Consider the following 26,566-nt stretch of genomic DNA (forward strand, 5'->3'; position numbering starts at 1 on the left):
AAGCGAGGGGAAGGTGAAGCTCACATGTCGGAATACATTTTGGAAATGCGGAACATTACGAAGGAGTTTCCCGGCGTCAAGGCGCTGAGCAACGTGAACCTTAAAATCCGGGAAGGCGAAATTCACTCCCTGTGCGGGGAGAACGGGGCGGGCAAGTCGACGCTGATGAAGGTGCTGAGCGGGGTCTATCCGCACGGTACCTATGACGGAGAGATTTTATTCAAAGGAAAAACCTGCGAATTTAAAAATATCAAGCACAGCGAGGAGCTCGGCATCGTTATTATCCACCAGGAGCTCGCGCTGATCCCGTATCTGTCGATTGCAGAAAATATATTCCTCGGCAATGAACGGTCGAGCCGCGGCATCATGAACTGGAATGAAACGATCACGGGAGCGAAAGAGCTGCTGGACAAAGTCGGACTGAAGGAAAACCCGAACACGCCGGTGGGCAATATCGGGGTCGGCAAGCAGCAGCTGGTCGAAATTGCGAAAGCGCTCTCCAAAAAGGTCAAGCTGCTCATCCTGGATGAGCCGACCGCGGCCCTGAACGAGGACGACAGCGAAAACCTGCTCCAGCTGATGCTGGAATTCAAGCGGCAGGGCATCTCCTGCATTCTCATCTCCCACAAGCTGAATGAGGTGTCGAAAGTATCCGATTCGATCACGATTTTGCGGGACGGCCAAACGATCGAGACGCTTGACATGAAGGGCGGGGACGTGAACGAGGACCGGATTATCCGCGGCATGGTCGGACGGGACTTGACGAACCGGTATCCGGAGCGTACGCCGAAGATCGGGGATACGATTCTGGAGGTCAAGGACTGGACCGTGTACGACGAACAGCGGAGCGACCGCAAAATGCTGGATCAGGTCAATCTTCATATCCGGCGCGGGGAGATCGTCGGCATTGCCGGGCTGATGGGGGCCGGGCGGACGGAGCTGGCGATGAGCATTTTCGGCAAAGCTTATGGGCGCAACATTTCCGGGACGCTGATCAAGGACGGAAAGCCGATCCAGAACAACACGATCACGCAGGCGATCGACAACGGCTTTGCGTACGTGACAGAGGACCGCAAGCATTACGGCCTGATCCTGATCGACGATATCAAGCGCAACATTTCGCTGACGGGCCTGCCCAAGCTGGCCAAGGGCACGGTGATCGACGATAAGCAGGAGGTTCTGGTGGCGGAGGAAATGCGGAAGAAGCTGAAGATTAAGACGCCGAACATTTTGCAGAAAACGGGGAATCTCAGTGGAGGCAACCAGCAGAAGGTAGTGCTGAGCAAATGGATTTTTTCCGAGCCGGATATCCTCATTCTCGATGAACCGACGCGCGGAATCGACGTGGGGGCCAAATACGAAATTTATACGATTATTAATCAGCTGGCCGATGAGGGCAAAGGCGTCCTCGTTATTTCTTCCGAGCTCCCGGAAATTCTAGGGATCTGCGACCGCATTTATGTGATGAACGCTGGCCGGATCACGGGCGAAGTGAGCCGTGAAGAAGCTTCGCAGGAGACGCTGATGAGATATATGACCAAGACTGGAGGGGCCAAGCATGGAAACGTTGGTTAAACTGTTTAAAAATAATATCCGGCAGTACGGGATGATCATCGCCCTTGTCGTCATCATGATTTTGTTTGAAATGATTACGGGCGGCCTGCTGCTCAAGCCGATTAACATTACCAATCTGATTTTGCAAAACAGCTACATTCTCGTCCTGGCGATCGGGATGGTGCTGGTCATTATTACCGGGCATATCGACCTGTCGGTCGGCTCGATCGCCGCGTTCGTCGGTGCGGTGGCCGCCATTATGATGGTTGACCTGCACTGGCATCCGGTTGTCGCCGTTATCGCCTCCCTGGTAGTCGGTGCGCTGATCGGCGCTTGGCAGGGCTTTTGGGTCGCTTATGTAAAAATCCCGGCGTTTATCGTCACGCTGGCCGGCATGCTGCTGTTCCGCGGTCTGACGATGATCGTGCTGAAAGGGCAGTCCATCGCGCCGTTTCCGAACGGATTTCAGAAGATCAGCTCCGGCTTCATTCCGGATTTCGGCAGTGCCGGAACGAATATCGTGGCGGTGCTGGCGGGTATTCTATTCACCGTCATCTATATCGTCAACGAGCTCCGCGACCGCAGAGCGCAAAAGAAGTATAACTTTGAAGTGGTTTCGGGCGGACTGTTCATCCTGAAGCTCGTCGTCATTGCGGCCATCATCAACGCATTTACCTTTATGCTTGCGATCTACGCCGGGCTGCCGAACATTCTGATTCTGCTGCTGGTGCTCATTATTATCTACTCGTTCGTCATGAACAAAACCGTGATGGGACGCCATATTTACGCTCTCGGCGGCAACGAAAAAGCGGCGGACCTGTCCGGCGTGAAGACGAAAAAGGTGACGTTCTGGGTCTTCGTCAACATGGGGGTGCTGGCCGCCATCTCAGGCCTCATCTTTGCGGCACGCCTGAACGCTGCCACGCCTAGAGCCGGCACCAACTTTGAGCTCGACGCGATCGCCGCGAGCTTCATCGGCGGGGCATCGGCGACGGGCGGCATCGGAACGGTCTTCGGCGCCATTATCGGCGGCCTCGTCATGGGCGTGCTCAACAACGGGATGTCGCTCATCGGTCTGGGGGTTGACTGGCAGCAGGGGATTAAGGGTCTTGTCCTGTTGGCGGCCGTAGCCTTCGATATATATAATAAGAAGAAAGTGACTTTTCTGAAGTGATCGTTTTGAAGCAGCTTAACGGAAAAGGCTGGCATCCGGGGGATGCCAGCCTTTTTTAAAAGTGGTTCAATTACTTCCATGCAGAATAAACATTTTCCGTATACTTTGAAATGGCTTCATCGTAATCGGGATACGGATATCCGAGACGGCTGGACACCGCTTTGGAATATTTTCTGAAAAGCTCATAACACGTGAATAAAGACTTCCACATGTGCTCGTACCCGTTCTCCGCGTAGGTTGACAGCAGAGTCTTCCAATCTTCATCAGGAAGGTAACGGTCGATAAATTTATAATTTTTTCCTACGCTAAAGGTAGACCCGTGCTCAGAGCCAATTTGCCAGGCCATCATTCTCAGCAGATTGGGCCGGGCGATCTCGTTCAAGTGGTCGATGGCAAACAGGATTTCTTTTCGCGCCAATCCCTTGACTACGTAAGTTGATCCCATCCAGAACTCATTACAGCAATCGTCGAACTCCCTGGCCGTAGGCTTCTTAATCCAATACTGGCGGTCATCCGCGATCACCTCATTTGTAATGAAAGCATCCTTATCCAGCAACACCTCGACCAAACCGTCGCTTTGGGTGAAATAGTTCTCCACCTCATTGAATGGAATCAGGGTCAAGTCGACTTTATTGCCGTCTTCCAGGTGAATTAGATAGGAAAACCAATTGCCCAGTTCCGGCGGAAACAGCTCCATATCCTCAGGTTTTTGCATCATGATGCGGTTTCCCAAAAAATCTAGCCACCCGTCATGCTCCTTGAACGAATCCATCTCGGTTACAAAATAAGAAATGTCGTAATCCTGGAATGCATCCGAAGGGATATTTGTGTTGGTGCGCGATCCTTCCAGGGTCACCAATCGAACCCGGTCATCGTGTTTTGCATAATCCAAAAGCAGCTTCATCATTTCTTGCTCACTTCGCATTTTGCCCTCAACCTCCCTATATTCTAGTTCTGCATTGTCATCCTTGAAGGAAGGCGGTCCGCGAATCCGAAGGGAACAGCGCTCTCGGCCTGAGGCACGTTATAACTTATCCAGCCGCTTTTCCATAAGTCATGGCCCTCCGTTTCTTGAACGATAATGTTTTATTTTACCATATATAAAAGGCATGCCCCAGCAAAAAAACATAACGTTTGCACTTCGGGAGGCGTTTATAATATTAGACGAGTCGAAGGAGGCGGGAGAATGGCCTTATTACGAGACAGTTTGCAGCGAGAAGAGCTAAAAGAGCGGTATGATCGGCTTTGGATCGAATTTCAGCATATGGAGGATCGAAAAGTAGAGGCCCTTTTAAACGAAGTAGAGTTCAAGCTGTTATCAAGGAAAGAGAAGCTGTTTGACATGCTGCAGCCTTTTAGAACGCACACGATTTGGGTGATTCCGGTCAGTGTCATTTCCGTTATGGTCACGTTGTATACCTTGTTTATCTGGGCTGCATTATGGGTTGAATAATCTGGAAGGAAGTGAACGGATGTTTTACCGCAGAAAATTTTACATTGTGAAAAATGAATTCGTGGACGTTTTCAACCGTCATTTTAATGAAACCAATTTACCGAATCAAATGAAGCACGGCACTCGCCTGATCGGAAGATGGATGGTGCCTCGTGATGAATTCACAACCGAAATTTTTGCGATTTGGGAATATGACAGCCGCGATCAGTATGAGGAAATTGAGGCTAAAATAAGAAGCGACAAGGAACATGTACAGCGGATACAGAACTGGTACGAACAGCATGGCGGAAGGGACCGCGTGTATAAGGAGTATCTATTAGAGGTCCGAAATGAAGAGCTGTTATCTACGGTTGAACATGACGGATTGGCGGATTCGGAATCGGCCGGGCGTCAGCAGGAAAGTGCGACATGAGGAAAGTTCCATTAACGATGGCATCGATGTTGTTATTCGGTTTCCTGCTCGCCTGTAATCAGAGGGAACCGGACGGAGCCGCGGCCATCGTTGATTTGGCGTTAGCGCTGGATCCGGACGATGAAGAGCTGCGTTTGATGAAGGATCAGCTTGCCGATTCTATTGCGCGATCCTGAACGTCATCGCGGCCGAGGCCGCCATCATGTTTTGAACACAAGCCGGTGAAACAGGAACGCAGCGGCGGCCGAAATCACGAGAGAGATCAACCACACCGTTATTTTTTGCGGTGTAATCCACGGCCGGTCGGCCTCGAATTTAACTGTGGACGGCAGGGGTTCCGCACCGTTTGGATCATAGACGGCCATCATGTTCGCTGTATGTTTTTGGGTCGTATACATGCCGAGGCCTGTCTGGATGCCGGTTTGGATCAGAACAAAACAAACAGCAAAGATGATAGGTAAAGCGATGTACTTTAGCATAGATTAGTGAGTTCCTCCGATTCTATTTTTGTTAAATGTTACCACAATGAAATGAGGATTGTCTCTAGTTCGATAAGCCTTTAACAAGCAAAAATTTGCTGAACCTGTGAAAACCCTGAGGGAGCAGTGGATTAAAAGATCCTGGCGATGATGCCAAGGATCTTTTTTAGTGTTTATGTCGGCAATACGGCGGTCGTTCGGGGTAAAGCTGATGGGTTCGATGTTTTTCATAGATTCCGTGTGCCACAGAGCCCGACTACGATTATAATAGTTTCAAGATGGCGGCTTGCAGCCGTCACTGACGTTAACCTTGTGTAAATGGAGAGTTGTCATGATCCCAAAAATCTTTGCCTTGTTGCTGATTTGCGCCCTTTGGTTACCGGCAAACTCGGGTGTAGTTCAAGCTTCGGGTTTATCGTCCTGGGAAGGGGCGATCCTTACGAAACACGTACCCGTATCCGTCGTCACAAGCCCGGCTGTATCCCCCAAGCTTTCGGATGATGAAACGAAGCGATTAAGAGAGGCCTACGGTCTCGAGCAGCCCGGAACGGAGTCACGGCAGAGCATCGGCGATTTCGGCGCCAGCTTCCGTATTCAAGAGCTGCTGGCATGGATATGCAGTTTATTCCTGTCCTGGGCACGGCTGTGATGCAGATTACAGAACCTGATCCAGCCCTGTGCTATGATGGGTTTGGTTAAGTTAGTGATTATTTTCACAAAACAGACGGGGGAGATTGGATATGGCTCTGGCTCATCTATCGCTGATAGGCATTTTGCTGCGGTTCCTTCTGGGAGGCGCAGCCGTGGTGGCGGCATCGCTTATTGCCAAACGCGCGGGAGGAGCTGTCGGCGGCATTTTTGCCGCGTTTCCCGCCGTTTTTCTGGCAGCGCTGCTGACGATGAGGTTCGATTACGGTTCCCGTGAACTGGTCGCCCATTCCATCGATCTGTCCCAAGGCGCTTTGATCGGGATGGCGATTAATGTGGCGTGCGCCGCGGCGGCAGGCTACTTGTGCACCAGCAAAGGATGGAAGAAGGGGCTGACCTTGTCCGTAGGCGGCTGGCTGCTCGTTTCGTTCACGATATCCTATGTGCTATTCAGCTTGTAAAGGGGGAAACAGGAAATGAAATTACGGGAGCTGCTGCTTCGGTTCGTGTTGGGCGGCCTGGCGGTCGTATTGAGCTATGTGGCGTCGGTCTTGCTGCCGTGGAAGGCCCTTGGCGGTATTTTTGCGGCGTTTCCCGCGGTGATGGTCGTCGCCGTGCTGATGGTGGGCCTAAGCCAGGGCTCGGAAAAGGCGGCCGCGGTGGCCAGAGGTTCGGTATACGGGATGACCGGCTGTGCTGTCTGCGTCGTGACGGTCTGGTATGCCCTGAAAATAACCGGCGCCTGGTGGCCCAGCCTGATGCTGGGACTTATAGGCTGGTTTGCCGGCTCGTTTGCGCTGCTGAAGGTGAGGGAGAAAGTGCAAAAAAACCAGCACATGCACCGGCTGCCGCGAAAACAGACCAAGCATGTGTAAATGGCCGAACTGCGTCATGGATCAGTCATGCGCAGGGATGCATGACGTTTCCGTGTTGGTGTGACATTTTTCACAGCGCAGGGTGCCCAGCCGTTTTACAATATAGTCATGCAAGAGTCCTTTCCCGTTGAAGGAGGCAGATCCCATGGCTACACACATTCATGGCAAACATTTTGAAGTGACACCGGCACTCCAGGCGTATGCCGAGCAGAAGATCGGTTCGGCTCAATCCTGGTTTGACGAGACGGTGACCATTCACGTCACCCTGCTGCTGCAGGCCCGGAAACAGGAGCATGTCGTTGAAGCTACCATTCCCTATCACGGCATGGTCTTTCGGGTCGAAGTGAAGGATGCGGACATGTATGCCGCCATTGACCAGGCCGCGGATAAGCTGGACCGCAAGCTCCGCAAGTACAAGGAGCGGGCGCGCCGCAAGCTGCGCAGCCACGGACGCGCGGTCGGCCCCGGCATTCAGGACGGCGGACAGCCGGAACCGGAAGCGCCGGAGGAAGCCTTTGTCATTGCAAAAGAAAAGCGGCTCGTGATGAAGCCGGTGGATCTGCAGGAGGCCGTGCTGCAGATGAATTTGCTGGACCACAGCTTCCATTTGTTCTTGAACCGGGATACCAACCGTGAGGAAGTCGTTTACCGCAGGGCGGACGGCACTTACGGGCACCTCTTTGCTGATTAAGCCAGGTTTGTTGTCTTCAAGTCTTGATGACTCCTAACTGCTATTCCTTTGCGCCGAATGGAGAGCCATAGCTCCATTCGGTATTTTTTTGTTTAGACGATAGAATTTCGCAAAAAGCGCCTAAGCACCGCATTTTTCGGACCTTAAAAAATTTATAGATCGATGTGAGTAATGTCATAGTTAGCCCCCCTGGGGTTCCAGTAGGATGAACTCATCAAGGAGATGAGGGACCGGCAAAGGTCTCCAAGGAGGAGAAAACGATGGCTGTTAAAGAAAGCAAGCTGGAAACAAAGAACTCCGCCCAAGAAGAAGTGAACCGATTGGTTGCCCGCGCCAGGAAGGCGCAGGAAGCGTACCTGAACATGAATCAAGAGGAAATTGACGAAATCGTACAGGCGATGGCGCTGGCCGGTTTGGACCGGCACATGCCGCTCGCGAAGATGGCGGTCGAGGAGACCGGCCGGGGCGTCTACGAGGACAAAATCACCAAGAATATATTCGCGACGGAATACATCTATCACAGCATCAAGCATGACAAGACGGTCGGCGTTATCGAGGAGAACGCGTTTGAGAGCTACAAGAAGGTCGCCGAGCCGGTCGGCATCATCGCCGGTGTTACCCCGGTGACGAACCCGACGTCCACGACCATGTTCAAGACGCTGATCGCAACGAAGACGCGCAATCCGATCATCTTTGCCTTCCACCCTTCCGCCCAAAAGTGCAGCGCAGAAGCGGCCCGCACGCTGCGTGACGCCGGAATCGCGGCCGGCGCGCCGGAGCACTGCGTGCAGTGGATTGAAACGCCGTCCCTGGAAGCGACGCAGCTGCTGATGAACCACCCCGACGTGGCGCTCGTGCTGGCAACCGGAGGCTCGGCGATGGTGAAATCCGCTTACAGCACGGGCAAACCCGCGCTTGGCGTCGGACCGGGCAACGTTCCCTGCTTCATTGAGCAGTCTGCGGATTTGAAGCAGGCCGTGACCGACTTGATTCTTTCAAAGACGTTCGACAACGGCATGATCTGCGCTTCCGAGCAGGCGGTCATTATCGAGGAGCCGGTGTACGACCAAGTCCGGAAGCTGATGAAGGACAGCGGCTGCTACTTCCTGAACAAGGCTGAAACCGAGGCCGTGTCCAAGCTGGTCATCAACAGCGAGAAGTGCGCGGTAAACGGGGTCATCGTCGGCCAGCCGGCGGTAAAAATCGCCGAAATGTCCGGCATTCAGGTGCCGCAGGACACCAAAATCCTCGTGGCCGAGCTGGCGGGCGTCGGTCCGGCCTTCCCGCTGTCTGCAGAGAAGCTGAGCCCGGTGCTTGCTTGCTATAAGGTCAAGACGGCGGCGCAGGGCATCGAGCGCGCGGCCGAAGTGGTCCAATTCGGCGGTATGGGACACTCGTCCGTCATCCATTCGACCGATGACGCCGTCATCCAGGCGTTCGCCAACCGCCTGCAGACCGGGCGCGTGATCGTCAACTCGCCTTCGACGCACGGGGCGATCGGCGACATCTACAACACAAACCTGCCGTCGCTTACGCTCGGCTGCGGTTCGTACGGACACAACTCGACGACGTCCAACGTCACGTCGGTGAACCTGATTAACGTGAAGCGCGTGGCCTACCGGACGGTCAACATGCAGTGGTTCAAGGTTCCGCCGAAGGTCTATTTTGAGAAGGGCGCGACGCAGTACCTTGAGAAAATGCCGAACATTTCCCGTGTGCTGGTCGTCACCGACGAGATGATGGTCAAGCTGGGATACGTCGAAAAGGTGGAGTACTACCTGCGCAAACGCGTCAACCCGGTAGCAGTCGAAGTGTTCTCCGACGTGGAGCCGGATCCGTCCGTCGAGACGGTAGAGCGCGGCACGAGGCTGATGGAGAGCTTTAAGCCCGACTGCATTATCGCACTTGGCGGCGGCTCCCCGATGGATGCGGCCAAGGCGATGTGGCTCTTCTACGAATATCCGGGCACCAGCTTCCACTCGCTGAAGCAGAAGTTCATGGATATCCGCAAGCGGGTCTATAAATACCCGCGCCTTGGCGAAAAAGCTCAGTTTGTCGCGATCCCGACCACTTCGGGCACCGGCTCGGAAGTGACTTCTTTTGCGGTCATCACGGACAAGAAGGAAGGGAATACGAAGTATCCGCTCGCCGATTACGAGCTGACGCCGGACGTGGCGATCATCGACCCGGAATTCGTGTACAGCCTGCCAAAAACGGCGGTGGCCGACACCGGTATGGATGTCCTCACGCATGCCATCGAGGCGTACGTTTCCGTCATGGCGAGCGATTACACCGACGGGCTTGCGCTTCATGCGATCCGGCTGGTGTTTGAAAATCTGGAAAAGTCCTTCCACACGGCGGATCCGCTGGCCAGGGAGAAGATGCATAACGCGTCGACGATTGCCGGCATGGCGTTTGCCAACGCCTTCCTCGGCATCAACCACAGCCTGGCCCACAAGTGGGGCGGCCAGTACCATACGGCCCACGGGCGGACGAATGCGATCCTGATGCCGCATGTCATCCGGTACAATGCGCAGAAACCGACGAAGTTCGCGTCCTTCCCGAAATACAACCATTTCGTGGCCGACCTTCGCTATGCGGAAATCGCCCGTATGCTTGGCCTGCCGTCCCGGAATACGGAGGAAGGCGTCAACAGCCTGATCGAGGCGGTGCGCAAGTTGAACCAGTCGCTGGGCATTCCGGAGAAATTCCAGGATCTCGGCTTTGACCCGGCCGATTTCGAGGCCAAAGTGGATTATTTGGCCGACCGTGCGTTCGAAGACCAGTGCACGACGGCCAACCCGCGGATGCCGCTGGTCAGTGAACTGGCGGACGTTTACCGGAACGCCTTCTACGGCAAATTCTAGGAGCTGCACCGCATGATCCAGCCGGCTGCCGACCGAAAGCGTCGGCAGCCTTCTTGTCTCAGAATCGTGATGTGCGTTGATGGCAGTGGAAAGGAGTGATTCATATGCTGTCCGGCGTTATTTTGGCAGGCGGCAATCATGGTTCTACGAAAGGCGAACCTACCCTATTCCGGATGATTCAAGGAGAAACGCTGCTGCAGCGGCAGATCCGTGAAATGCGGAAATGCTGTGGCGAGATTACGATCGTGACGGACGATCCCCGGCCGCTGCTTCGCAAGGTTGATCGGGACATCCGGATCATTACGGATTATTATGTCGGAAAAGGAATGCTTGGCGGCATGCATGCGGGCCTCTCCCTATCTAAACACCGGGCCGTGTGGATTATCGGCTGCCACATGCCGTATCCCTCGGCCGACGCCGCTGAGCTGATGGCGCTGAGGCTGGAGGACGGGCTCGACGCCGTCCTGCCGATGATCGGAGGCAGGCTCCATCCGCTTCACGGTATTTATGATCGCTCCTGCGCCGTGTATTTTGGGCAGTTTCTGGAGAGCGGCCATACGGAAGCTGATGGTCTGGTTCGCCAGCTTCGTTATCTGACGGTTGCGGAAACAGATTTCGGGTATCAAGGCATGGACAGCGGCTTTGTTCGCACACTCGAAGATGCTTGGGGAGATGCGCTGACCGAATTTTTGGCTGACGAAGGGAAAGCATCTAGATCGTTCAAATAAAAATAACGGCAGCGAAGATGGTGAGAAAAGTAAAAAGAGTGAGAAAAATCACTGTCTTTAACCTGTGAAAAAAGTAACATGAAAGCATAGAAAACGGAGGTGCTTGATCATGGCGATGAAAGAAAGCGAAGTAAAGAACCGGGCTGGATTCGAGGAGGCATGGCGCGGTTTTGCGGGAGGCAGCTGGCAGAAAAATATTGACGTCAATTCATTTATCGGGCGCAATCTCACACCGTATGAGGGCGATGAGCAGTTCCTTGCGCCGCCAACGGAGAACACGCTGGAGCTGTGGAAGCAGGTCAGCCAGCTGTTAAAGGAAGAACGGGAGCGGGGCGGCATTCACGACGTGGACGTGAACACGGTCTCTACCATCACCTCGCATGCACCGGGATACATCGACCAGGACAAGGAAACTATCGTCGGATTGCAGACCGACGCACCGCTTAAGCGTGCCGTTCAGCCTTTTGGCGGCATCCGGATGGTCGTCGATGCCTGCAATGCGTATGGCTATCAATTGAACCCGGAGCTGGAGCGCATTTTTACCGATCTGCGCAAGACGCATAACCAAGGCGTGTTTGACGCCTATACGTCCGAGATGCGCGCAGCCCGCAAGGCCGGCATTATCACGGGCCTTCCGGATGCCTACGGACGGGGCCGGATTATCGGCGACTACCGCCGCGTGGCGCTGTACGGTGTCGACCGCCTCTTCCAAGGCAAGAAGGAGGAGCTGCTCCAGCTCGAAGTCGATGCGATGAGCGAAGACGTGATCCGGCTGCGCGAAGAGCTGTCCGAACAGATCCGAAGCCTCGTCGAGCTGAAGGCGATGGCCGCATCTTACGGACATGATATCTCGAGACCCGCGATGAATGCCAAAGAGGCGGTGCAGTGGCTCTACTTCGCTTATCTGGCAGCCATTAAGGAGCAGAACGGAGCGGCGATGAGCCTTGGCCGGGTATCCAGCTTCCTGGACATATATATCGAACGCGACCTCGCGGAAGGCACGCTGACGGAGAGCCTGGCGCAGGAGATCATCGACCATTTCGTCATGAAGCTGCGGATCGTCAAATTTTTGCGCACGCCGGACTACAACGAGCTGTTCAGCGGCGATCCGACATGGGTGACCGAATCGGTCGGCGGCATGGGGCTTGACGGCAAAACGCGCGTGACGCGGAACTCCTTCCGCTTCCTGCATACCCTCTACAACCTGGGACCTGCGCCGGAGCCGAACCTGACGGTGCTGTGGTCGGCGCAGCTGCCGGAGAACTTCAAGAAGTTCTGCGCCAAAGTGTCGGCCGAGACCAGTTCGATCCAGTACGAAAACGACGACCTGATGCGTCCGCACTTCGGCGACGATTACGGCATCGCCTGCTGCGTATCCGCGATGCGGATCGGCAAACAGATGCAGTTCTTCGGAGCCCGGGCCAATCTGGCCAAGGCGCTCCTGTACGCCGTCAACGGCGGTGTGGACGAGAAGAGCGGCGCCCAGGTCGGACCGGCCATCGCGCCGATCACGTCCGAGGTGCTGGACTATGAGGAAGTGAAAGCGAAGTTCGGCGTCATCCAGGATTGGCTGGCGAAATTGTACATCAACACGCTGAACGTGATCCATTATATGCATGACAAATACTGCTACGAGCGCATCGAAATGGCCCTCCATGACCGGGATATTGTCCGGACGATGGCCTGCGGTATTGCCGGCCTGTCGGTCGTAGCCGACAGCCTGAGCGCCATTCGTTACGCGAAGGTTCGCCCGATTCGCAACGAAAAAGGGATCGCGGTCGATTTTGAAATCGAAGGCGAGTATCCGCAATACGGCAACAACGACGACCGGGTCGACCAGCTCGCCGTGGAGCTGGCGGAAGGGTTCATGAACCGGCTGCGCAAGCATAAGACGTACCGCGGCGCCATTCCGACCATGTCGGTTCTGACGATTACGTCAAACGTCGTATACGGCAAGAAGACAGGCAGCACACCGGACGGCCGCAAGGCCGGACAGCCGTTTGCACCGGGCGCGAACCCGATGCACGGACGCGACCGCAAAGGGGCGCTCGCTTCGCTGGCTTCGGTCGCCAAAATCCCTTACGAGCACAGCCTGGACGGCATTTCCAATACATTCTCGATCATTCCGAAGGCGCTCGGCAAAGAGGACGCAGCCAGACACAGCAACCTGGCGGCGCTGCTGGATGGCTATACCGCAAGCGGCGGACATCATCTGAATGTCAACGTCTTTAACCGCGAGCAGCTGCTGGATGCAATGGAGCATCCGGAGAACTATCCGCAGCTAACCATCCGGGTATCCGGGTATGCGGTCAACTTCATCAAGCTGACGCGGGAGCAGCAGCTGGATGTCATCAGCCGCACGTTCCACGGAGAGATCTGAACGGCCGTTACGATTCGCAGAGCAATAAAGCAATGAAATCAAAAGTTGTCATCAAGAGAGGAGCGTGGCCCGCATGAAAGGCAGAATACATTCCATGGACACCTTCGGTACGGTGGACGGACCGGGCATCCGCTTCGTCCTGTTCATGCAGGGCTGCGCGCTGCAGTGCCAATTTTGCCATAACCCCGATACATGGGATACGAAGGGAGGACGCCAGGTTACCGTCGAGGAGGTTCTCCGGGAAATCGAGCCCTATGTGCCTTACTATAAAAGCTCGGGTGGCGGCATCACGGTGACAGGAGGCGAACCGACGCTTCAGGCGCCTTTTGTGGCGCAGCTGTTCAAGGCTTGCAAGGAGCGGTTCGGCCTGCATACGGCGCTCGACAGCTCGGGTTTCTGCGAACCGTCTCATGCAGGCGAGCTGATGCAGTATACGGATCTGGTCCTGCTCGATCTGAAACAGTTGAACAACGAGAAGCATGAGCGGCTGACCTCCCAGCCGAATGACCGGATTCTGAAATTTGCGGCATGGCTGTCCGCCATCGGAAAACCGGTATGGATCAGGCACGTGCTGATTCCGGGCATCACCGATCAGGCAGGAGATCTGACGCTGCTGGGGGAATTTATCGGACACTTGCGCAATGTGGAGAAAGTCGAGCTGCTGCCCTATCACCGGATGGGCGTATACAAATGGCAGCAGTTAGGCCGCCCGTACGCGTTGGACGGCGTGCCTACGCCAACGGACCGCGAGGTGGAGCGCGCAAGAGAGCTGATCGAGGCGGCGCGGAGGGTGGCGGCGTCCCGGCCATAATAGGGAGCAGAGAGTCCGGAACAGGATGCGGCAGCCCTTACCCCCGATCCTATTTCCGAATCGTTCGCCGGAATCCTCTCTGCCTCTCGGTTCCATCCGAATCCGTCCGAGTATTTTCTGAGCGCTGCTTCGTTCCGTTTAAGGGACTGACCTAAGGGATTTACCACGGTAGGTGTGATTTTCCTCATAGGACCAGGGGGTCACCCCTATGAAAAATCAGTGCATCCCCCGATAGGTTAATCCATCCTGAGGGGTTATGATAAAGGCAAAGATGTGCGGAAGGGGAAATGAACGATGGGGCAGACCGTGACGGGGACACAGGCGAAGCATTGCCGGGAGGGCTTGGAGCCGCTGCTGTCGCAAGAGAGCTTCGAGAAGCTGGAAAGCATCATGTATAAGCGCAGCGCGGAAAAGGGCAGCTGCCTGTTCTGGGAAGGCGATCCAGCCGACAAGCTGTATTTCATCATCGAGGGCCGGGTGAGAACGACGAAGACCTCGGACAGCGGGCGGGCTTTGACACTGTACCTGCATCATGAAGGGGATCTGGTCGGACAGATGGATCCGTTTCAGGATTCGGTGCACAGCTTCAGCGCCGAGGTCATGGAGGATGCCAAGGTCGGGGTCATTCAGCGCAAAGACCTGGAGGTTCTGCTCTGGCAGCACGGCGATCTGGCCGTTGAGTTCATGAAATGGATGGGTCTGATGCATCGTTTGACGCAAACCAAATTCCGCGATCTCATGATGTTCGGCAAGACGGGAGCGCTCTGTTCGCTGTTGATTCGGCTAGGGAATTCGTATGGAACGGAGCGGGAAGAAGGCGTCTATATCGATTTGAAAATCAACAATTCCGAAATGGCCGACATGATCGGGGCCACGCGCGAAAGCGTGAACCGGATGCTGAGCGATTTGAAAAAGGAAGACGTGATCGAAACCGAGGATGGCCATATCATCATCAAGGACCTTCACTATCTGCGGGATATTTGCCGCTGCGAGAACTGTCCGAAAGAAATATGCCGTATGTAATCCGGACCGGCGTGGGGAAGACCGGGCAGCTGCTGCCTGGTCTTCCTTTTGCTGCGCAGCAGGCATTCCGTACGGAGTGAGCCCACATTACAAACCAAGCTGGACGTTTTGCATATGTAGGTGGCAGCTCCCTGAGCGGGAATCGGGGGTCCCCTTACATACAAACAAGCGGGCTTTTTATTAGAAATCAGAAAATATAAACTGACGAGGCTAAGCATCCTGATCTCGCAAAAAAACTTCAACTAAACACGGTCTGGATTCATAGAATGTATGTCGCTAGACGTTTCTATTTTCAATAGAACTAGAACTATTGGGAAAATAGGAATATCGATGTTCATGAAGCGCACGACTCGATAGAGGGGGATATGCATGGAAAGGGCAGGGACAGACGACGAATTTGACCGCCGGCTGGAATGGATTCGCCTGAAAAGTGGAAGCGATTTCATCGCTTACGCGCAGCCGGCCGGCAGCTCCCGCAGGATGGGATGGGACCGCATCCTGGGGGGCAGCAATGTCCGGGTGCGGCAGATGACGATCAAGCCCGGCGTTGGTTTGGGCGGCATGGTGATGCGCCATGGGACGGTATATACGGCTCACGAAGGGGAGAATCCGTTCATGCGTGAAGAATGTCCAGTCATGCTCGCCGAAAAGCTGCTCTCCGGCATGGCTTTTCCGGTAACCACTGGCCATTCCACTGCCAGCAGCGGTATTCTATTGCTAGGGAGACGGGATGGCAGGGCATATGCCAAGACGGAGACGGCGTGGATCAAGTCCGCGTTATCCGGAAGAAGCGCCTTTGAACCCGGCAAGAAATGATATGATTAGATCATTAAAGCAAAAGGAGGACGCCATGATCAACATTATCATTGTGGACGACCATGCCATGGTCCGGTCCGGGCTTCGCATGCTGCTGAGCGCGGCGCCCGACATTGAAGTGGCGGCTGAAGCATCCGAGGGGGATGAAGGCATCCGCATGGCCCTTGAGCATCAGCCGAACGTTGTCCTGATGGACTTAAGCATGCCTCACGGGAAGGACGGGTTAACGGCGGCGACCGAGCTGAAGCAGCAGCTGCCGGACGTGGCGGTTCTCATTCTGACCATGCATGACGACGACGAATACTTGTTCCGGGCGATTCATGCCGGCGCCGCGGGCTATGTGCTCAAGAGCGCGCCCCATGAAGAGCTGCTTACCGCGATCCGCACGGTCGCCGGAGGCGACGCCTATTTGTACCCGACGGCGACGAAGCGGCTGATGAACGAATATGTGGAGCAGATGCGGAGGGGCGAGAGCACCGATTTGTTCGACGGCCTCTCGGAACGCGAGAAGGAGGTCTTGTCGCTGACGGCCATGGGCTATGCCAACAAAGAAATCGCCGAACAGCTCGTGATCAGCGTCAAGACCGTCGAGACGCATAAGAGCAATCTAATGGAGAAGCTGGGGCTGAAAACCCGTCCGGAGCTGATTAAATACGCCATGAAGAAGGGGCTGCTGCAATTTGAGTAAACTACCGGAACCCGGCGGGAAGATTATCGCCGAGCATGTCGAGTCGCTTCTGTCCCAGCTCGATGAGCAGCTCCCGGAATCCCGGTTCCGCACGGACTTGCGGGAATCGCTGAAACAGCTGGCGGATGTCAAATTCGCCCTGGACGAGTCGTCGATCGTGGCGGTGACCGACCGCCGGGGGAAGATCCAATACGTCAACGATAAATTTTGCGAAATCTCGAAATACGACCGCTCCGAGCTCTTGGGCCAGGACCACCGGATCATCAACTCGGGGACGCATTCCAAAGCGTTTATGCGCGACTTGTGGAGCACCATCTCCTCCGGGCAGGTCTGGACCGGAGATATCCGGAACCGGGCCAAAGACGGGACTTACTATTGGGTGAACACGACGATCGTCCCGTTCATAGGCGAGGACGGGAAGCCTTATCAATATTTGGCCATCCGCAACGAAGTCACCCGTCTGAAAAAGGTGGAGGAAGAGCTGCAGGAAACGCTGGCCAAGGTCATGACCATTCAGGAAGAAGAGCGGCGCAAATTTTCGCGCGAGCTCCATGACGGCATCGGGCAGAGCTTGTTTTCCCTGCTGATCCAGCTGGACCGGGCCATTGCCTCCCCTGAGCCTGAGAAAGAAGACCTTCGCGGGATCCGCGAGCACGTCGCGGGGGTCATCGAGGAAGTCCGGGGGCTCGCCTGGGAACTGCGGCCGTCCGTTTTGGATGATCTCGGCATCGTCCCTGCGATCCGGACTTATATCGAAAACTATGCATCCCATTATGGGATCAAGGTTGCTTTTGAATGCAATTTGCGCAAGCGTCTGGATATCCAGAAGGAAACCGTGATCTACCGGGTCATTCAGGAGGCGCTGACCAATATCGCCAAGTATGCCGACGTTTCCGAGGCTGAGGTGGAGATCTGGGAGCAAGAAGAGGAGGTTGCCGTGCGCATCAGCGACCAGGGGGCCGGTTTCGAGCCGTCTCTGCCAACCCAAGGGGTGGGACGCTTCAGTATGGCGGAGCGGGCCCGGATTGCCGGCGGCCGTCTCCGGATCGACTCCGCGCCGGGAAGCGGAACGACAGTAACGTTGACGCTGCCGAAATCAACGGCGAAACTGTGAGAAAGCTCACTTCTTTTTTCCGGCTTAACCCGTAAGATGGGGGCAAGAAGGAGATGACAACGATGAGCGAAAAAGCATTCGTCATGATTAAACCCGACGGCGTCCGGCGGGGGCTGGTCGGCGAAATCGTCAGCCGCTTTAAGAAGAAGGGACTCCGCCTGCTGCGCGGCGAGATCATGGAAATTTCCCGGGAAACGGCGCGCGTGCATTACGGCCATCTTCAGGACAAGCCGTTCTTTGAAGAACTGGTCGATTACATTACGTCCGGACCGGTATTTGCCATGATCGTGGAAGGGAAGGAAGCGGTGGCTAACGCGCGTTCCCTCATCGGTCCCACCAATCCGGCTGAGGCGCCTCCCGGCACGATCCGTGGCGACTTCGGGCTGGCCGTTGAAGAGAATGTCATCCACGGATCCGATTCGCCGGAGCATGCGCGCAGGGAAATCCGGTTATTTTTCGAAAAATAGCGTTTGAACGCCGCAAGTGTAAAATAGGTCACAGTTTCAGTTTGTGTTCGGATATATAATGAAACTGCAGGGGGAAGCCGAAAAGAGCATGCATGCCGGACTTTCAAGCATTATAACTTTGGAGGCCCGGCCCTCTTCCGCCTGATGATGTGAAGTGTTTCACAACTCTGGCAGTCTTTCGCATCATGACCTGGATGAGCAGTCCTATCACGAGAAGAGGTGAACGGTGATGACCGAGATCAATCAACTCCGCGACCTGACGACATTTATGATCCACTGCTGCTATACCTGTCCGAAAGCTTACGAGTGCACGACCGAGGAGCAATGCCTGGCCTGCTGGAAGGCGCAGCATACAGGTGTTGAAGAGCAGCCGGATGCGGAAACGACGGAAAAGCTTTTGAAGGAATACGCACTTTAGGCCAAGCATGGCGGGTGAACACCGTGAGAAAGCTATCGCTACAAAATTAAGGTTTGTCCCAAATAGGCTAGATCATTGGGTCGTCGTTTACGGCGGCCTTTTTTGTTTGGATTTAAATTTTGCATGCGCGAATTGGATTTTTCTATTACACAAGCCGCTGGAGTTCCCCTATATTTATAATTACTACTTTTCTTATAGGATTTATAGAAAATTCCGTTGGTGGCATGGCGGAAAAAATCAGTGGGAGGCGAAGTCCAATATGGCTGATCTGAATGAGTATTTGAAGCAAAAGAGGAATGCGCTGCTGCTCCGGCGAGCAAAGGCCGAAGCGGAGCCGGCGCAGGCCGTCAACACGCTGCGTGCCAAAGTGTCGGCCAAGGGAAGAAGCGGGGTGCGCGAAATCCGGATCCGGGATTACCGGGTGATCAGCGACAGTCCGCCTGACTTTGCCGGCTATGACCTGGGGCCTTCGTCACCTGAACTTCAGCTCGGCGTGCTCGGCAGCTGCCTGACGCATATTACGCTCATTCAAGCCGCGGAACGCGAGGTGTCCCTGCACAGCCTGGAAGTTGAAGTGGAGGCGCAGATGCATCCGCTGGCGGGAAGACCCGGATACGAGCATATTCCTATCTACCCGCATGACATCCGCTACCGGCTGATCATTGAATCAGACGAAAGCGAGGAGACGCTGCAGGCGCTGCACGAGGCTGTCGAACGGGTCTGCCCGATTTTCAATTTGCTCCGTGATCCCCAGGCGATCGAAGGCGAGCTGGTCCTCAGCCGGCCGGAGGAGGCTGTACGATGACCATAAGGCAATTAAAGCTGGGTGCAAATCTCAATGGCGTCGGCAACAGCATTTCTTTCTGGAGGCATCCCTCTATTCCCACCGACGCTAGCGTAAGCCTGGAGTTTTACAAGCAGCAGGCGCTGAAGGCGGAAGAGGGGAAATTCGATTTGCTGTTCATCGCAGACGGTTTGTACATTAACGAGAAATCCAATCCTCATTTTCTGAACCGGTTCGAGCCGCTGACCCTGTTGTCCGCCCTGGCGGCCGTGACGACGAATATCGGCCTCGTAGCCACCCTGTCCACGTCCTACAGCGAGCCGTTCACCGTGGCCCGGCAGTTCGCTTCTATCGATAAATTAAGCGGGGGCAGAGCGGGTTGGAATGTGGTCACCTCGCCGCTGGAGGGCTCTGCGCTCAATTTCGGCAAGGGAGAGCACCCCCAGCATTCCCTGCGATACGAAATCGCCGAGGAACATGTGGAGGTTGTCAAAGGGCTGTGGGATTCCTGGGAGGATGACGCGTTTGTCGGGGATAAGGCGGCAGGGGTATTTTTCGACCCGTCCAAGCTGCATACGCTGCACCATCAAGGCAAGCACTTTTCCGTGCAGGGGCCGCTCAACATCGCACGGTCAAAGCAGGGGCATCCGGTCATCTTTCAAGCCGGATCCTCCGAGTCCGGCAGGGATTTGGCGGCCCGCACCGCGGACGCGATTTATACCGCGCACGAGACGCTGGAGGAAGCAAGCGCTTTCTACCAGGACGTCAAAGGGCGAGCCGCATCGTACGGCCGCAAGCCGGAGGAGCTGCTGATCTTCCCGGGAATCGGGCCGATCGTCGGCCGCACTGAGGAGGAGGCGGAGCGGAAATACCGCGAGATTGCAGAGCTCGTTTCGATCGATCAGGCGCTGAATTACTTGGGACGTTATTTCGACCATTTCAACTTTTCGCAATTCCCCTTGGACGAGCCGTTCCCGGACATCGGTGATTTGGGCAGCAACAGCTTCCGCAGCACGACGGACAAAATCAAGCAGGAAGCCAGGGAGCAGGGGCTCACGCTCCGCGAAGTGGCGCTGCGGGCTTCGACCCCGCGCACCTCATTTATCGGTACGCCGGAGCGGGTCTCTGACCTGATTCAGGAATGGTTTGAAGAAGGGGCGGCCGACGGCTTCAATGTCCGGACCGTGGTGCCGAACGGTCTGGCCGATTTCGTCGATCTCGTGGTGCCGATCCTTCAGGCGCGGGGCCTGTACCGGACGGAGTACGAAAGCGATACGCTGCGCGGGAATCTCGGGCTGCCGGTCCCGGCCAACCGGTACGCGGCTCAAAACCTCGCCAAGGCAGTCCACGAAGCTTAGCCGTCATTGCACCGGCATGCTTGGCACTGCATCGGTGCACGGGAAGTACCATGCACCGATTGCAGCCGATTCATTGCATATCTACTGCCGATTCGTTCGGTTCACCGCCGTGGACTAAGGAGAAGAAGCTGTTTTCTTCTCCTTTTTTGCCGTTCCTTCCAAATCCATAACAAAACACCTGTATCGTCCCCAGAAGCGGGTTTATGCTATTAAACGAACCTTAAACCTACGGATGAAGGGGGATGAGCATGGATCCGATTCACCAGCAATTCATGAGCCGGCAGCTGGCCCAGCTGCGCGTTCAGCTGCTCCTTGCCAAGAGGTCCGTCTGCCATGCCGGTTGGCAGCGGCTCCGGTTTACCCCAACGTACGACAAGCTGTATTACATATGCAACGGGGAAGGGTGGATGCAGGTCGGCCACAAGCAGCTTCGGCCCAAGCCGGGGGAGCTGGTGCTGATCCCGGGCGGATTGGAGCAATCGTATTCCGTGACCGCCGGACCGCCGTATACGAAATATTGGTGCCATTTTCTCTCCAATGTCCCTTTGAGGCGTTTGTTCCATTTGTACGGCCTTCCGCATGCCGTTTGGGCAGGGGATTCCGCCGACCTGAGCAGCCGATTTCAAGAACTGGTAGAGCACCGGGCGAATCCTGGTCCCGCCGGACCGCTCCGGATTCAATCCGCGCTGCTGTCGATCATCGCCTTTTTTATCGAACGGGCCCTGCGGTTTCAACGGGCGAAATACGCTTCCGTCTCACCCAAGGAACTGATGGAGACGCACCATTTTATCGACCTGCATCTGTCCGGGGATCTTACGATCGAAGAGCTGTCCCGGCAGGCGCATTTCCACCCCAACTATTTTATCCGGATGTTCAAAAGGCATCTCGGTATGACGCCGATGCGTTATATTCAGGAGCGAAGGCTGGAGCATGCGCAGCAGCTGCTGGAGACGCCGGATTTGGCGATTACCGAAATCGCCGGTCAGAGCGGCTTTAAGGATTTGTCCCACTTTTCCGCGGCCTTCAAAAAAAAGTACGGCGCTTCCCCTTCCGAATACCGGAATCTGCTGATGAACGGCCATGCCAACCTCATGCCTGAAGCACAGTCTATGCTCGAACCAAGTTGTTTGTTTGAGAACAATTCAGGTTAGGCTAATCCCTTTCGGCCCCTCTTGTAAGCGCTGTATGATGAGGAGAACCGCCGGCAACCGGCGGAATCCGGGCAAATGTGAGGTGGAGTTCATGAGAATGGTCGCCGGCTTGAAAATGATGATGGCGATTGGCGTGATGTTCGGCAGCGGCTTGTCTGTTCCCTCGGTACATACGGCAGCTGCCCCTGCTCCTGCGAAGCATCCGGCCATGCTGTATGTGGCCCAAAATGGCAGCGATGCCAATGACGGATCGAAGCAGAAGCCTTTTGCAACATTGGAAAAAGCCAGGGATGTCATCCGCGGAATGATCCGGAATCACACGCTCCCCGCAGGCGGGGCTTCTGTCCTGATCCGCGGCGGCGAATACCGTCTCAGCCGGACATTCGAGCTGAACGAGCAGGATTCGGGGACGAAGGATGGTCCGATTACGTACCAGGCCTACAATGGCGAGAAGGTGAGCCTCGTCGGCGGAGATACGCTGAATCCGTCGGAGTTTCGCCCGGTATCCGATCCTGAGGTGCTGGGCAGAATTCCGCAGGAGGGCCGGGGCAAAATCGTCCAGCTGGACCTGAAGTCCCTTGGCATTACGGACTACGGTGAGCTGGGGAACAACCTCGCCGTCGCCCCGGAATTATGGGTGAACGGCAATGCCATGACGCTGGCGCGGTGGCCGAACGCAGGTTTCACTACAGTCGATCAGGTCGTGGACAAAGCGGACGAAGCGGCCGGCAAGGGCTACACCTTTACGTTCAAGGATGAGATGCCGCATGCCTGGCAGTCGTTCCGGGATGCCTGGATGCTTGGGTATTGGGGGAATGACTGGTTCACCAACGACCTTCAGATCAAGTCGATCGACCAGGCGCAGAAGCGGATCGAAACGTTCAAGGGCAGCAGCTATGCGATGAAAGCCGGACAGCGTTTTTATTTCTACAATGTCCTCGAAGAGCTCGACCGGCCGGGAGAATGGTATTTGAACCGGGAGAACGGCATGCTGTACCTGTATCCTCCGGCCCCACTGAATAGCATCACAATCCAGCTATCCGCTTTCACGCAGGACATGATCCGGATGGATCACGTATCGAACGTGACGTTAAGAGGGATGGCCCTGGAAGTAAGCCGGGGCAACGCGGTCACGATGACCGGTGGCGGCGGCAACCTCATCTCCAATATGGAGATCAGCAAAATGGGCGGCTATGCGGTCAAAATCGACGGCGGACAAAACAACGGCGTATCCGGCTGCAGCATTTACAGCATGGGGAACGGGGGTGTGATCCTGAACGGGGGAGATGCCGCAACGTTGACGGCTGCCGGGAATTACGCGGACAACAACGACATCAGCAACTATGCGCGGATCAAATTGACGTACGCCTCGGCTGTGGAAATCAACGGAGTCGGCAACCGCGTGACGCATAACAAGATGCATAATGCTCCCCATTTTGCCATTCAGTTCCGGGGGAACGACCATACGATCGCGTACAACGAGATTTACAATGTGGTCAAGGAAACAGCCGACGCCTCAGCCATTTACTCGGGCAGAAGCTTCGTATGGCGCGGCAATGCCATCAATTACAATTACATCCACGACATCAAGGCCAGCAATCTGCGGGTCTCCACCGCGGCTATTTATCTGGACGACTATATGAGCGGTGTGGAAATGCGCGGCAACGTCATCACCGATATCGGCAAGCAGGCGTTCAAGCTGGCCAATGGACGGGAAAACGTCGTCGAAAACAACCTTGTCATCCATGCCGGAAATGTGATTGCATTTATGGCACGGAACTATAAGCCGGGAGAAAAGAATTACGACTCGTTGATGGGCAAGTTCGATCAGGTCCCTTATCAAGGCGAGATCTGGAGCAAACGCTACCCGACGCTCCCGGACATCTTGAACGACGAGCCGCTCCTTCCGAAGCGGAACGTGGTGCGGAATAATGTTTTTGTGGGCAGCGGGCCAATCACGGGGGAGGTCGAGCAGAACATGGCACTGGGAACATTTGAGAACAACATCTCAGTCGGCAAGCTGACCGAACTGGTTCCGGTGGACGGAACGGCAGGCGGCCTGCAGCTGAAGCGGAATGCCAAGGCGCTCAGCCGGATGCCGGAGCTTAAAGGCATTCCATTTGGCGAAATGGGGCTTCAGGCATCAGGCCTCCCTCCGGCACAGTCGGCTGTATCGGCAGCGACCGCAGCTTACGTCCGGGGCGGAGACCAGGCTGAATTTCAGATGAGCCTGAACGGTAACCGGCTGGTATCGGTCCAGGATGAATCCGGGAAGTTACGTAAAGAGACGGATTACACACTTGAAGGATCGACCCTTGTGCTGCAAAAGGCTTATCTGTCGCAGCTTCCCGACGGGCCGCAGCCGCTCCGGCTGACCTTCAGCGCAGGAAACGACGCGTTTGTGACGGTGGACGTCCACCCGGAGCAGTGAGTCGTTCCAAGAGAATGCAGAAATGAACTGCTGAATCCTTTTGCACATTCCCTGAAGTTTATCATGCGATGGAAAGCCCCCCACACGGAGGGCTTTCGGCATGTTACGGCAGGGGAGGCTTCCCGGAGGGGGTTACGGAACGTCTGCGCCGGCGCTTATGGTTTGCGTGCCTGCCGGTTTGCGTGATCGGCGAGCGCGATCTTCTTTTCGCTAAAGAGCTTCGCGGGACGGCGGTTTTTTTAAGCGGGGCTGCGGATGAAACTCCGTCATCGGATAAAACGGGGCGCTCCCTGACGGCGTTAAAGTTCACCGGTTCAATGGAACATGCTTGCATCGTCCAAGCAATTTCGGGATTGGTAAATACCCGAAGCTCGCGCTCCCGGATCTCAGTCCATTCGGACAAGCCGCGCAGCACGTCATCCACGTAACCGGGATGGCACATAATCTCGGTCATCCCATCCGGAGCAGAGCGGATATAGCGCAGCAGCCGCTGCAGGCCTTCGCTGTCGCCATAGGTGTCCAGAAGGACTCGGTCTGTCATTTTCAGAGCAGGCGGGGAAAGATGAGGGTGATCAATCTGCGATCTCCGAAGCGGGATCCGGTGCCTGCACGCCAGCTCAGCCATCACTCGGTAGATCACAGGGTCGTCCTGATGCAGCAGCTGATGTGAATCCAGGTGTGTGGGGAACAGGGAGGTCTCCAGGAACCGGTTCCACTGGGCATCCAGCTCGGCGGCAACATCGGCGGCATTCCGGCTGCGTCTGATTTTACCATCAAGAAATACCCCGTTTTCTCTCACCAGCGAAGGGACGGCAGCCGGGTCCGACAAGGGCCGTCCATATGTCAGGTTAAAATGCAGCCCGACGCCGAGACCGGGCAGCGAGCGTGCTGCATGCACAGCGTCCGCCAAACCGGGCATATTGACCATCATCGAGGTGCTGGTGATTCCACCGGCCCGGTATGCCTCAATAATGCCGCGGTTCACGGCAGGTGACAGGCCAAAATCGTCGGCATTGATAATGACTTGCCGGTTCATCGCAGCGCACTCCCTCCATCGTTCATAGAATCTGGCCATAAATAACCGATGATACAGCTTAATGCGGTACGCAGGCGTTTGGAAACGTACGGACGCCCGGCCGGGAAGGTTTTCCCGCACCGTGCCCGGACAGCGGTAACCGGGCGCATTTTTATACTTTTTTTAGATTTGGTTTAGAGGCGTTTTAGAGACGGGGGATAAGATGGTGATTAGAGGGCCAGGGCGAGTCCGCTCCGAAGGCGGACGGCAGCTGCCATCCCGGGACCTGGGCTTTCTAATTCTTGAAACAATGGAGGATATGATGAGAAAAAAATGGTTGTCTGCAGGAGCGGTTGTCGGGCTGGGCGCGGTTATGCTGTTCGCAAGCGGGTATTCCGTCATGGCGAACACATCCGGATATGAAGCTTACAAATCAGCGTTTACGCATACGAAGGGCGCTGACAGTATGGCTTCCCATGTCGTATGGAGTTTGAGCGATAACGGTACGAAGGTGCTGTCCGGTACGGCGGACATGAAGGTCAATCACGCCAAGCAGGCGATGAGCATGACGGCGGTGGTAGACGACGGTACACGGACACATACGATGCAGACTTACAGACAGGACGGCAAGATGATTCTAAAGAGCAGTGATTCGGAAGTATATCGGGTGATGGACCAGGCGCCAGAGTGGCAGCATGACGGTAAAGCGGCCCAAATGCCGCAGGCCGCAGAGCAGGTAATGGAAGCGCTGATGGGGAACATCAAGGATTTGGCGACAGTGGAGACGGGCAGCGACGGTACGAAGGAGGCGGAGCTCCATTTATCGGGCAGCCAGATTCCGGCCGTGGTGAATGCTGTAGGCTCACTCATCGCTTCCAAGGCCGGCAGCGCGGATGGCTGGAATCACGGTGCGGCGGTTCAGGGACATCTGCCGGCCGGACATTCGGAATGGAAGGTGAGTCTGCCGAAGCTGACGGATGAGATCAAGGTGGAGCAGGTCGATCTGGATGCCAAAATCGGCAAAAACGACGTCTTGGAAAACCAATCGGCGGAAATCCGGGTTACGGGGAAGGATGCGGCAGGAGCAGCGCATTTGCTTACCTTCCAACTGAACGCCGGCTTCTCGGGGTATGACGCAACGACGCCCGACCGGGTCGATCTCGCGGGTAAACAGACCAAGAAGGTCGATAACGGTTGGGAACGAAACGGCTGGAATCGTCACTAAGCAG

At 55.6% G+C, this 26,566-nt stretch carries 27 protein-coding genes; 24 read left to right on the forward strand and 3 right to left on the reverse strand.

The genetic code is table 11. The features are described 5' to 3' along the window. Positions 1-24 precede the first annotated feature (24 nt). Both mmsA and mmsB read left to right on the forward strand, forming a co-directional pair. On the forward strand, positions 25-1,575 hold the full coding sequence (gene mmsA / locus MKY74_RS13720; RefSeq protein ID WP_076168831.1) for a multiple monosaccharide ABC transporter ATP-binding protein: 1,551 nt from the start codon (positions 25-27) through the stop codon (positions 1,573-1,575). Next, a complete protein-coding gene (mmsB, locus tag MKY74_RS13725) occupies positions 1,559-2,728 on the forward strand; it encodes a multiple monosaccharide ABC transporter permease (RefSeq protein WP_076168828.1) in 1,170 nt (389 codons plus the stop codon). Before mmsA ends, mmsB begins: the two co-directional genes overlap by 17 nt. Positions 2,729-2,798: 70 nt before the next feature. Here the strand turns inward: mmsB and ant(6) are convergent, their stop codons facing one another. After that, positions 2,799-3,653, reverse strand: coding sequence for an aminoglycoside 6-adenylyltransferase (gene ant(6) / locus MKY74_RS13730; protein ID WP_076168826.1), 855 nt, complete (start codon positions 3,651-3,653; stop codon positions 2,799-2,801). A 261-nt stretch (positions 3,654-3,914) separates the two neighbouring features. On the opposite strand from ant(6), the gene MKY74_RS13735 reads away from it, so the two are divergent. Genes MKY74_RS13735 through MKY74_RS13745 form a run of 3 tightly spaced genes read left to right on the forward strand, consistent with a single transcriptional unit; the run spans position 3,915 to position 4,769 of the window. Beyond that, positions 3,915-4,181: a hypothetical protein gene (locus tag MKY74_RS13735; protein ID WP_076168823.1), complete on the forward strand. Its 267-nt coding sequence runs from the start codon at positions 3,915-3,917 to the stop codon at positions 4,179-4,181. 19 nt (positions 4,182-4,200) lie between these two features. Beyond that, complete coding sequence (locus MKY74_RS13740; RefSeq protein WP_076168820.1) at positions 4,201-4,593, forward strand: NIPSNAP family protein; 393 nt, start codon at positions 4,201-4,203, stop codon at positions 4,591-4,593. Further along, positions 4,590-4,769, forward strand: coding sequence for a hypothetical protein (locus MKY74_RS13745; RefSeq protein ID WP_076168817.1), 180 nt, complete (start codon positions 4,590-4,592; stop codon positions 4,767-4,769). The genes MKY74_RS13740 and MKY74_RS13745 overlap by 4 nt, the downstream gene beginning before the upstream one ends. 24 nt (positions 4,770-4,793) lie before the next feature. On the opposite strand, the gene MKY74_RS13750 is transcribed toward MKY74_RS13745, so the two are convergent. Further along, on the reverse strand, positions 4,794-5,072 hold the full coding sequence (locus MKY74_RS13750) for a hypothetical protein (RefSeq protein WP_076168814.1): 279 nt from the start codon (positions 5,070-5,072) through the stop codon (positions 4,794-4,796). Between the two features lie 331 nt (positions 5,073-5,403). On the opposite strand from MKY74_RS13750, the gene MKY74_RS13755 reads away from it, so the two are divergent. The 18 genes from MKY74_RS13755 to MKY74_RS13840 all read left to right on the forward strand — a co-directional run bounded on the left by MKY74_RS13755 (position 5,404) and on the right by MKY74_RS13840 (position 24,322). Continuing rightward, positions 5,404-5,721 (forward strand): hypothetical protein, encoded by a 318-nt coding sequence (locus MKY74_RS13755; protein WP_076168811.1) that lies wholly within the window; start codon positions 5,404-5,406, stop codon positions 5,719-5,721. Positions 5,722-5,818: 97 nt separating this feature from the next. Then, a complete protein-coding gene (locus MKY74_RS13760; protein WP_089550108.1) occupies positions 5,819-6,181 on the forward strand; it encodes a DUF3147 family protein in 363 nt (120 codons plus the stop codon). A gap of 15 nt (positions 6,182-6,196) precedes the next feature. Then, positions 6,197-6,595, forward strand: coding sequence for a DUF3147 family protein (locus tag MKY74_RS13765; RefSeq protein ID WP_076168807.1), 399 nt, complete (start codon positions 6,197-6,199; stop codon positions 6,593-6,595). A 145-nt stretch (positions 6,596-6,740) separates the two neighbouring features. Continuing rightward, on the forward strand, positions 6,741-7,286 hold the full coding sequence (gene hpf / locus MKY74_RS13770) for a ribosome hibernation-promoting factor, HPF/YfiA family (protein ID WP_076168804.1): 546 nt from the start codon (positions 6,741-6,743) through the stop codon (positions 7,284-7,286). A gap of 260 nt (positions 7,287-7,546) precedes the next feature. Then, the gene (adhE, locus tag MKY74_RS13775; RefSeq protein WP_076168801.1) at positions 7,547-10,153 is read left to right on the forward strand and encodes a bifunctional acetaldehyde-CoA/alcohol dehydrogenase; all 2,607 of its coding nucleotides are present in this window, start codon (positions 7,547-7,549) and stop codon (positions 10,151-10,153) included. A 104-nt stretch (positions 10,154-10,257) separates the two neighbouring features. Next, positions 10,258-10,881, forward strand: a complete 624-nt coding sequence (gene mobA, locus MKY74_RS13780; protein WP_076168799.1) for a molybdenum cofactor guanylyltransferase — start codon at positions 10,258-10,260, stop codon at positions 10,879-10,881. A gap of 109 nt (positions 10,882-10,990) precedes the next feature. Further along, a complete protein-coding gene (gene pflB / locus MKY74_RS13785; protein ID WP_076168797.1) occupies positions 10,991-13,261 on the forward strand; it encodes a formate C-acetyltransferase in 2,271 nt (756 codons plus the stop codon). A gap of 73 nt (positions 13,262-13,334) precedes the next feature. Next, positions 13,335-14,072 carry a pyruvate formate-lyase-activating protein gene (gene pflA / locus MKY74_RS13790; protein WP_076168795.1) on the forward strand — a complete coding sequence of 246 codons (738 nt, stop codon included), beginning with the start codon at positions 13,335-13,337 and terminating at the stop codon, positions 14,070-14,072. Between the two features lie 294 nt (positions 14,073-14,366). Further along, positions 14,367-15,095: a Crp/Fnr family transcriptional regulator gene (locus MKY74_RS13795; protein WP_076168793.1), complete on the forward strand. Its 729-nt coding sequence runs from the start codon at positions 14,367-14,369 to the stop codon at positions 15,093-15,095. Positions 15,096-15,464: 369 nt separating this feature from the next. Then, a complete protein-coding gene (locus MKY74_RS13800; RefSeq protein ID WP_076168791.1) occupies positions 15,465-15,911 on the forward strand; it encodes a hypothetical protein in 447 nt (148 codons plus the stop codon). 34 nt (positions 15,912-15,945) lie between these two features. Beyond that, the gene (locus MKY74_RS13805) at positions 15,946-16,599 is read left to right on the forward strand and encodes a response regulator transcription factor (RefSeq protein WP_076168789.1); all 654 of its coding nucleotides are present in this window, start codon (positions 15,946-15,948) and stop codon (positions 16,597-16,599) included. Next, positions 16,592-17,713 (forward strand): sensor histidine kinase, encoded by a 1,122-nt coding sequence (locus MKY74_RS13810; protein WP_076168787.1) that lies wholly within the window; start codon positions 16,592-16,594, stop codon positions 17,711-17,713. The genes MKY74_RS13805 and MKY74_RS13810 overlap by 8 nt, the downstream gene beginning before the upstream one ends. A 62-nt stretch (positions 17,714-17,775) precedes the next feature. Next, a complete protein-coding gene (gene ndk / locus MKY74_RS13815) occupies positions 17,776-18,180 on the forward strand; it encodes a nucleoside-diphosphate kinase (RefSeq protein ID WP_076168785.1) in 405 nt (134 codons plus the stop codon). Between the two features lie 229 nt (positions 18,181-18,409). Further along, entirely contained in the window at positions 18,410-18,598 is a 189-nt protein-coding gene (locus MKY74_RS13820) for a hypothetical protein (RefSeq protein ID WP_076168783.1), read from the forward strand. 259 nt (positions 18,599-18,857) lie between these two features. After that, a complete protein-coding gene (locus MKY74_RS13825) occupies positions 18,858-19,403 on the forward strand; it encodes an OsmC family protein (RefSeq protein ID WP_076168781.1) in 546 nt (181 codons plus the stop codon). Further along, positions 19,400-20,740 (forward strand): LLM class flavin-dependent oxidoreductase, encoded by a 1,341-nt coding sequence (locus tag MKY74_RS13830; protein WP_076168779.1) that lies wholly within the window; start codon positions 19,400-19,402, stop codon positions 20,738-20,740. Before MKY74_RS13825 ends, MKY74_RS13830 begins: the two co-directional genes overlap by 4 nt. Positions 20,741-20,988: 248 nt before the next feature. Next, positions 20,989-21,891, forward strand: coding sequence for a helix-turn-helix transcriptional regulator (locus MKY74_RS13835; RefSeq protein WP_076168777.1), 903 nt, complete (start codon positions 20,989-20,991; stop codon positions 21,889-21,891). Positions 21,892-21,982: 91 nt separating this feature from the next. Continuing rightward, on the forward strand, positions 21,983-24,322 hold the full coding sequence (locus MKY74_RS13840) for a X2-like carbohydrate binding domain-containing protein (protein ID WP_167372850.1): 2,340 nt from the start codon (positions 21,983-21,985) through the stop codon (positions 24,320-24,322). Between the two features lie 103 nt (positions 24,323-24,425). On the opposite strand, the gene MKY74_RS13845 is transcribed toward MKY74_RS13840, so the two are convergent. Further along, positions 24,426-25,358: a carbohydrate deacetylase gene (locus tag MKY74_RS13845; RefSeq protein WP_076168772.1), complete on the reverse strand. Its 933-nt coding sequence runs from the start codon at positions 25,356-25,358 to the stop codon at positions 24,426-24,428. A gap of 298 nt (positions 25,359-25,656) precedes the next feature. Here MKY74_RS13845 and MKY74_RS13850 point away from each other — a divergent pair, with 298 nt between their 5' ends. Beyond that, positions 25,657-26,562: a hypothetical protein gene (locus MKY74_RS13850; protein ID WP_144025364.1), complete on the forward strand. Its 906-nt coding sequence runs from the start codon at positions 25,657-25,659 to the stop codon at positions 26,560-26,562. Positions 26,563-26,566 lie beyond the last annotated feature (4 nt).

This window comes from Paenibacillus sp. FSL R5-0378 (assembly GCF_038009285.1).
GTDB classification, from domain to species: domain Bacteria; phylum Bacillota; class Bacilli; order Paenibacillales; family Paenibacillaceae; genus Paenibacillus_AQ; species Paenibacillus_AQ favisporus.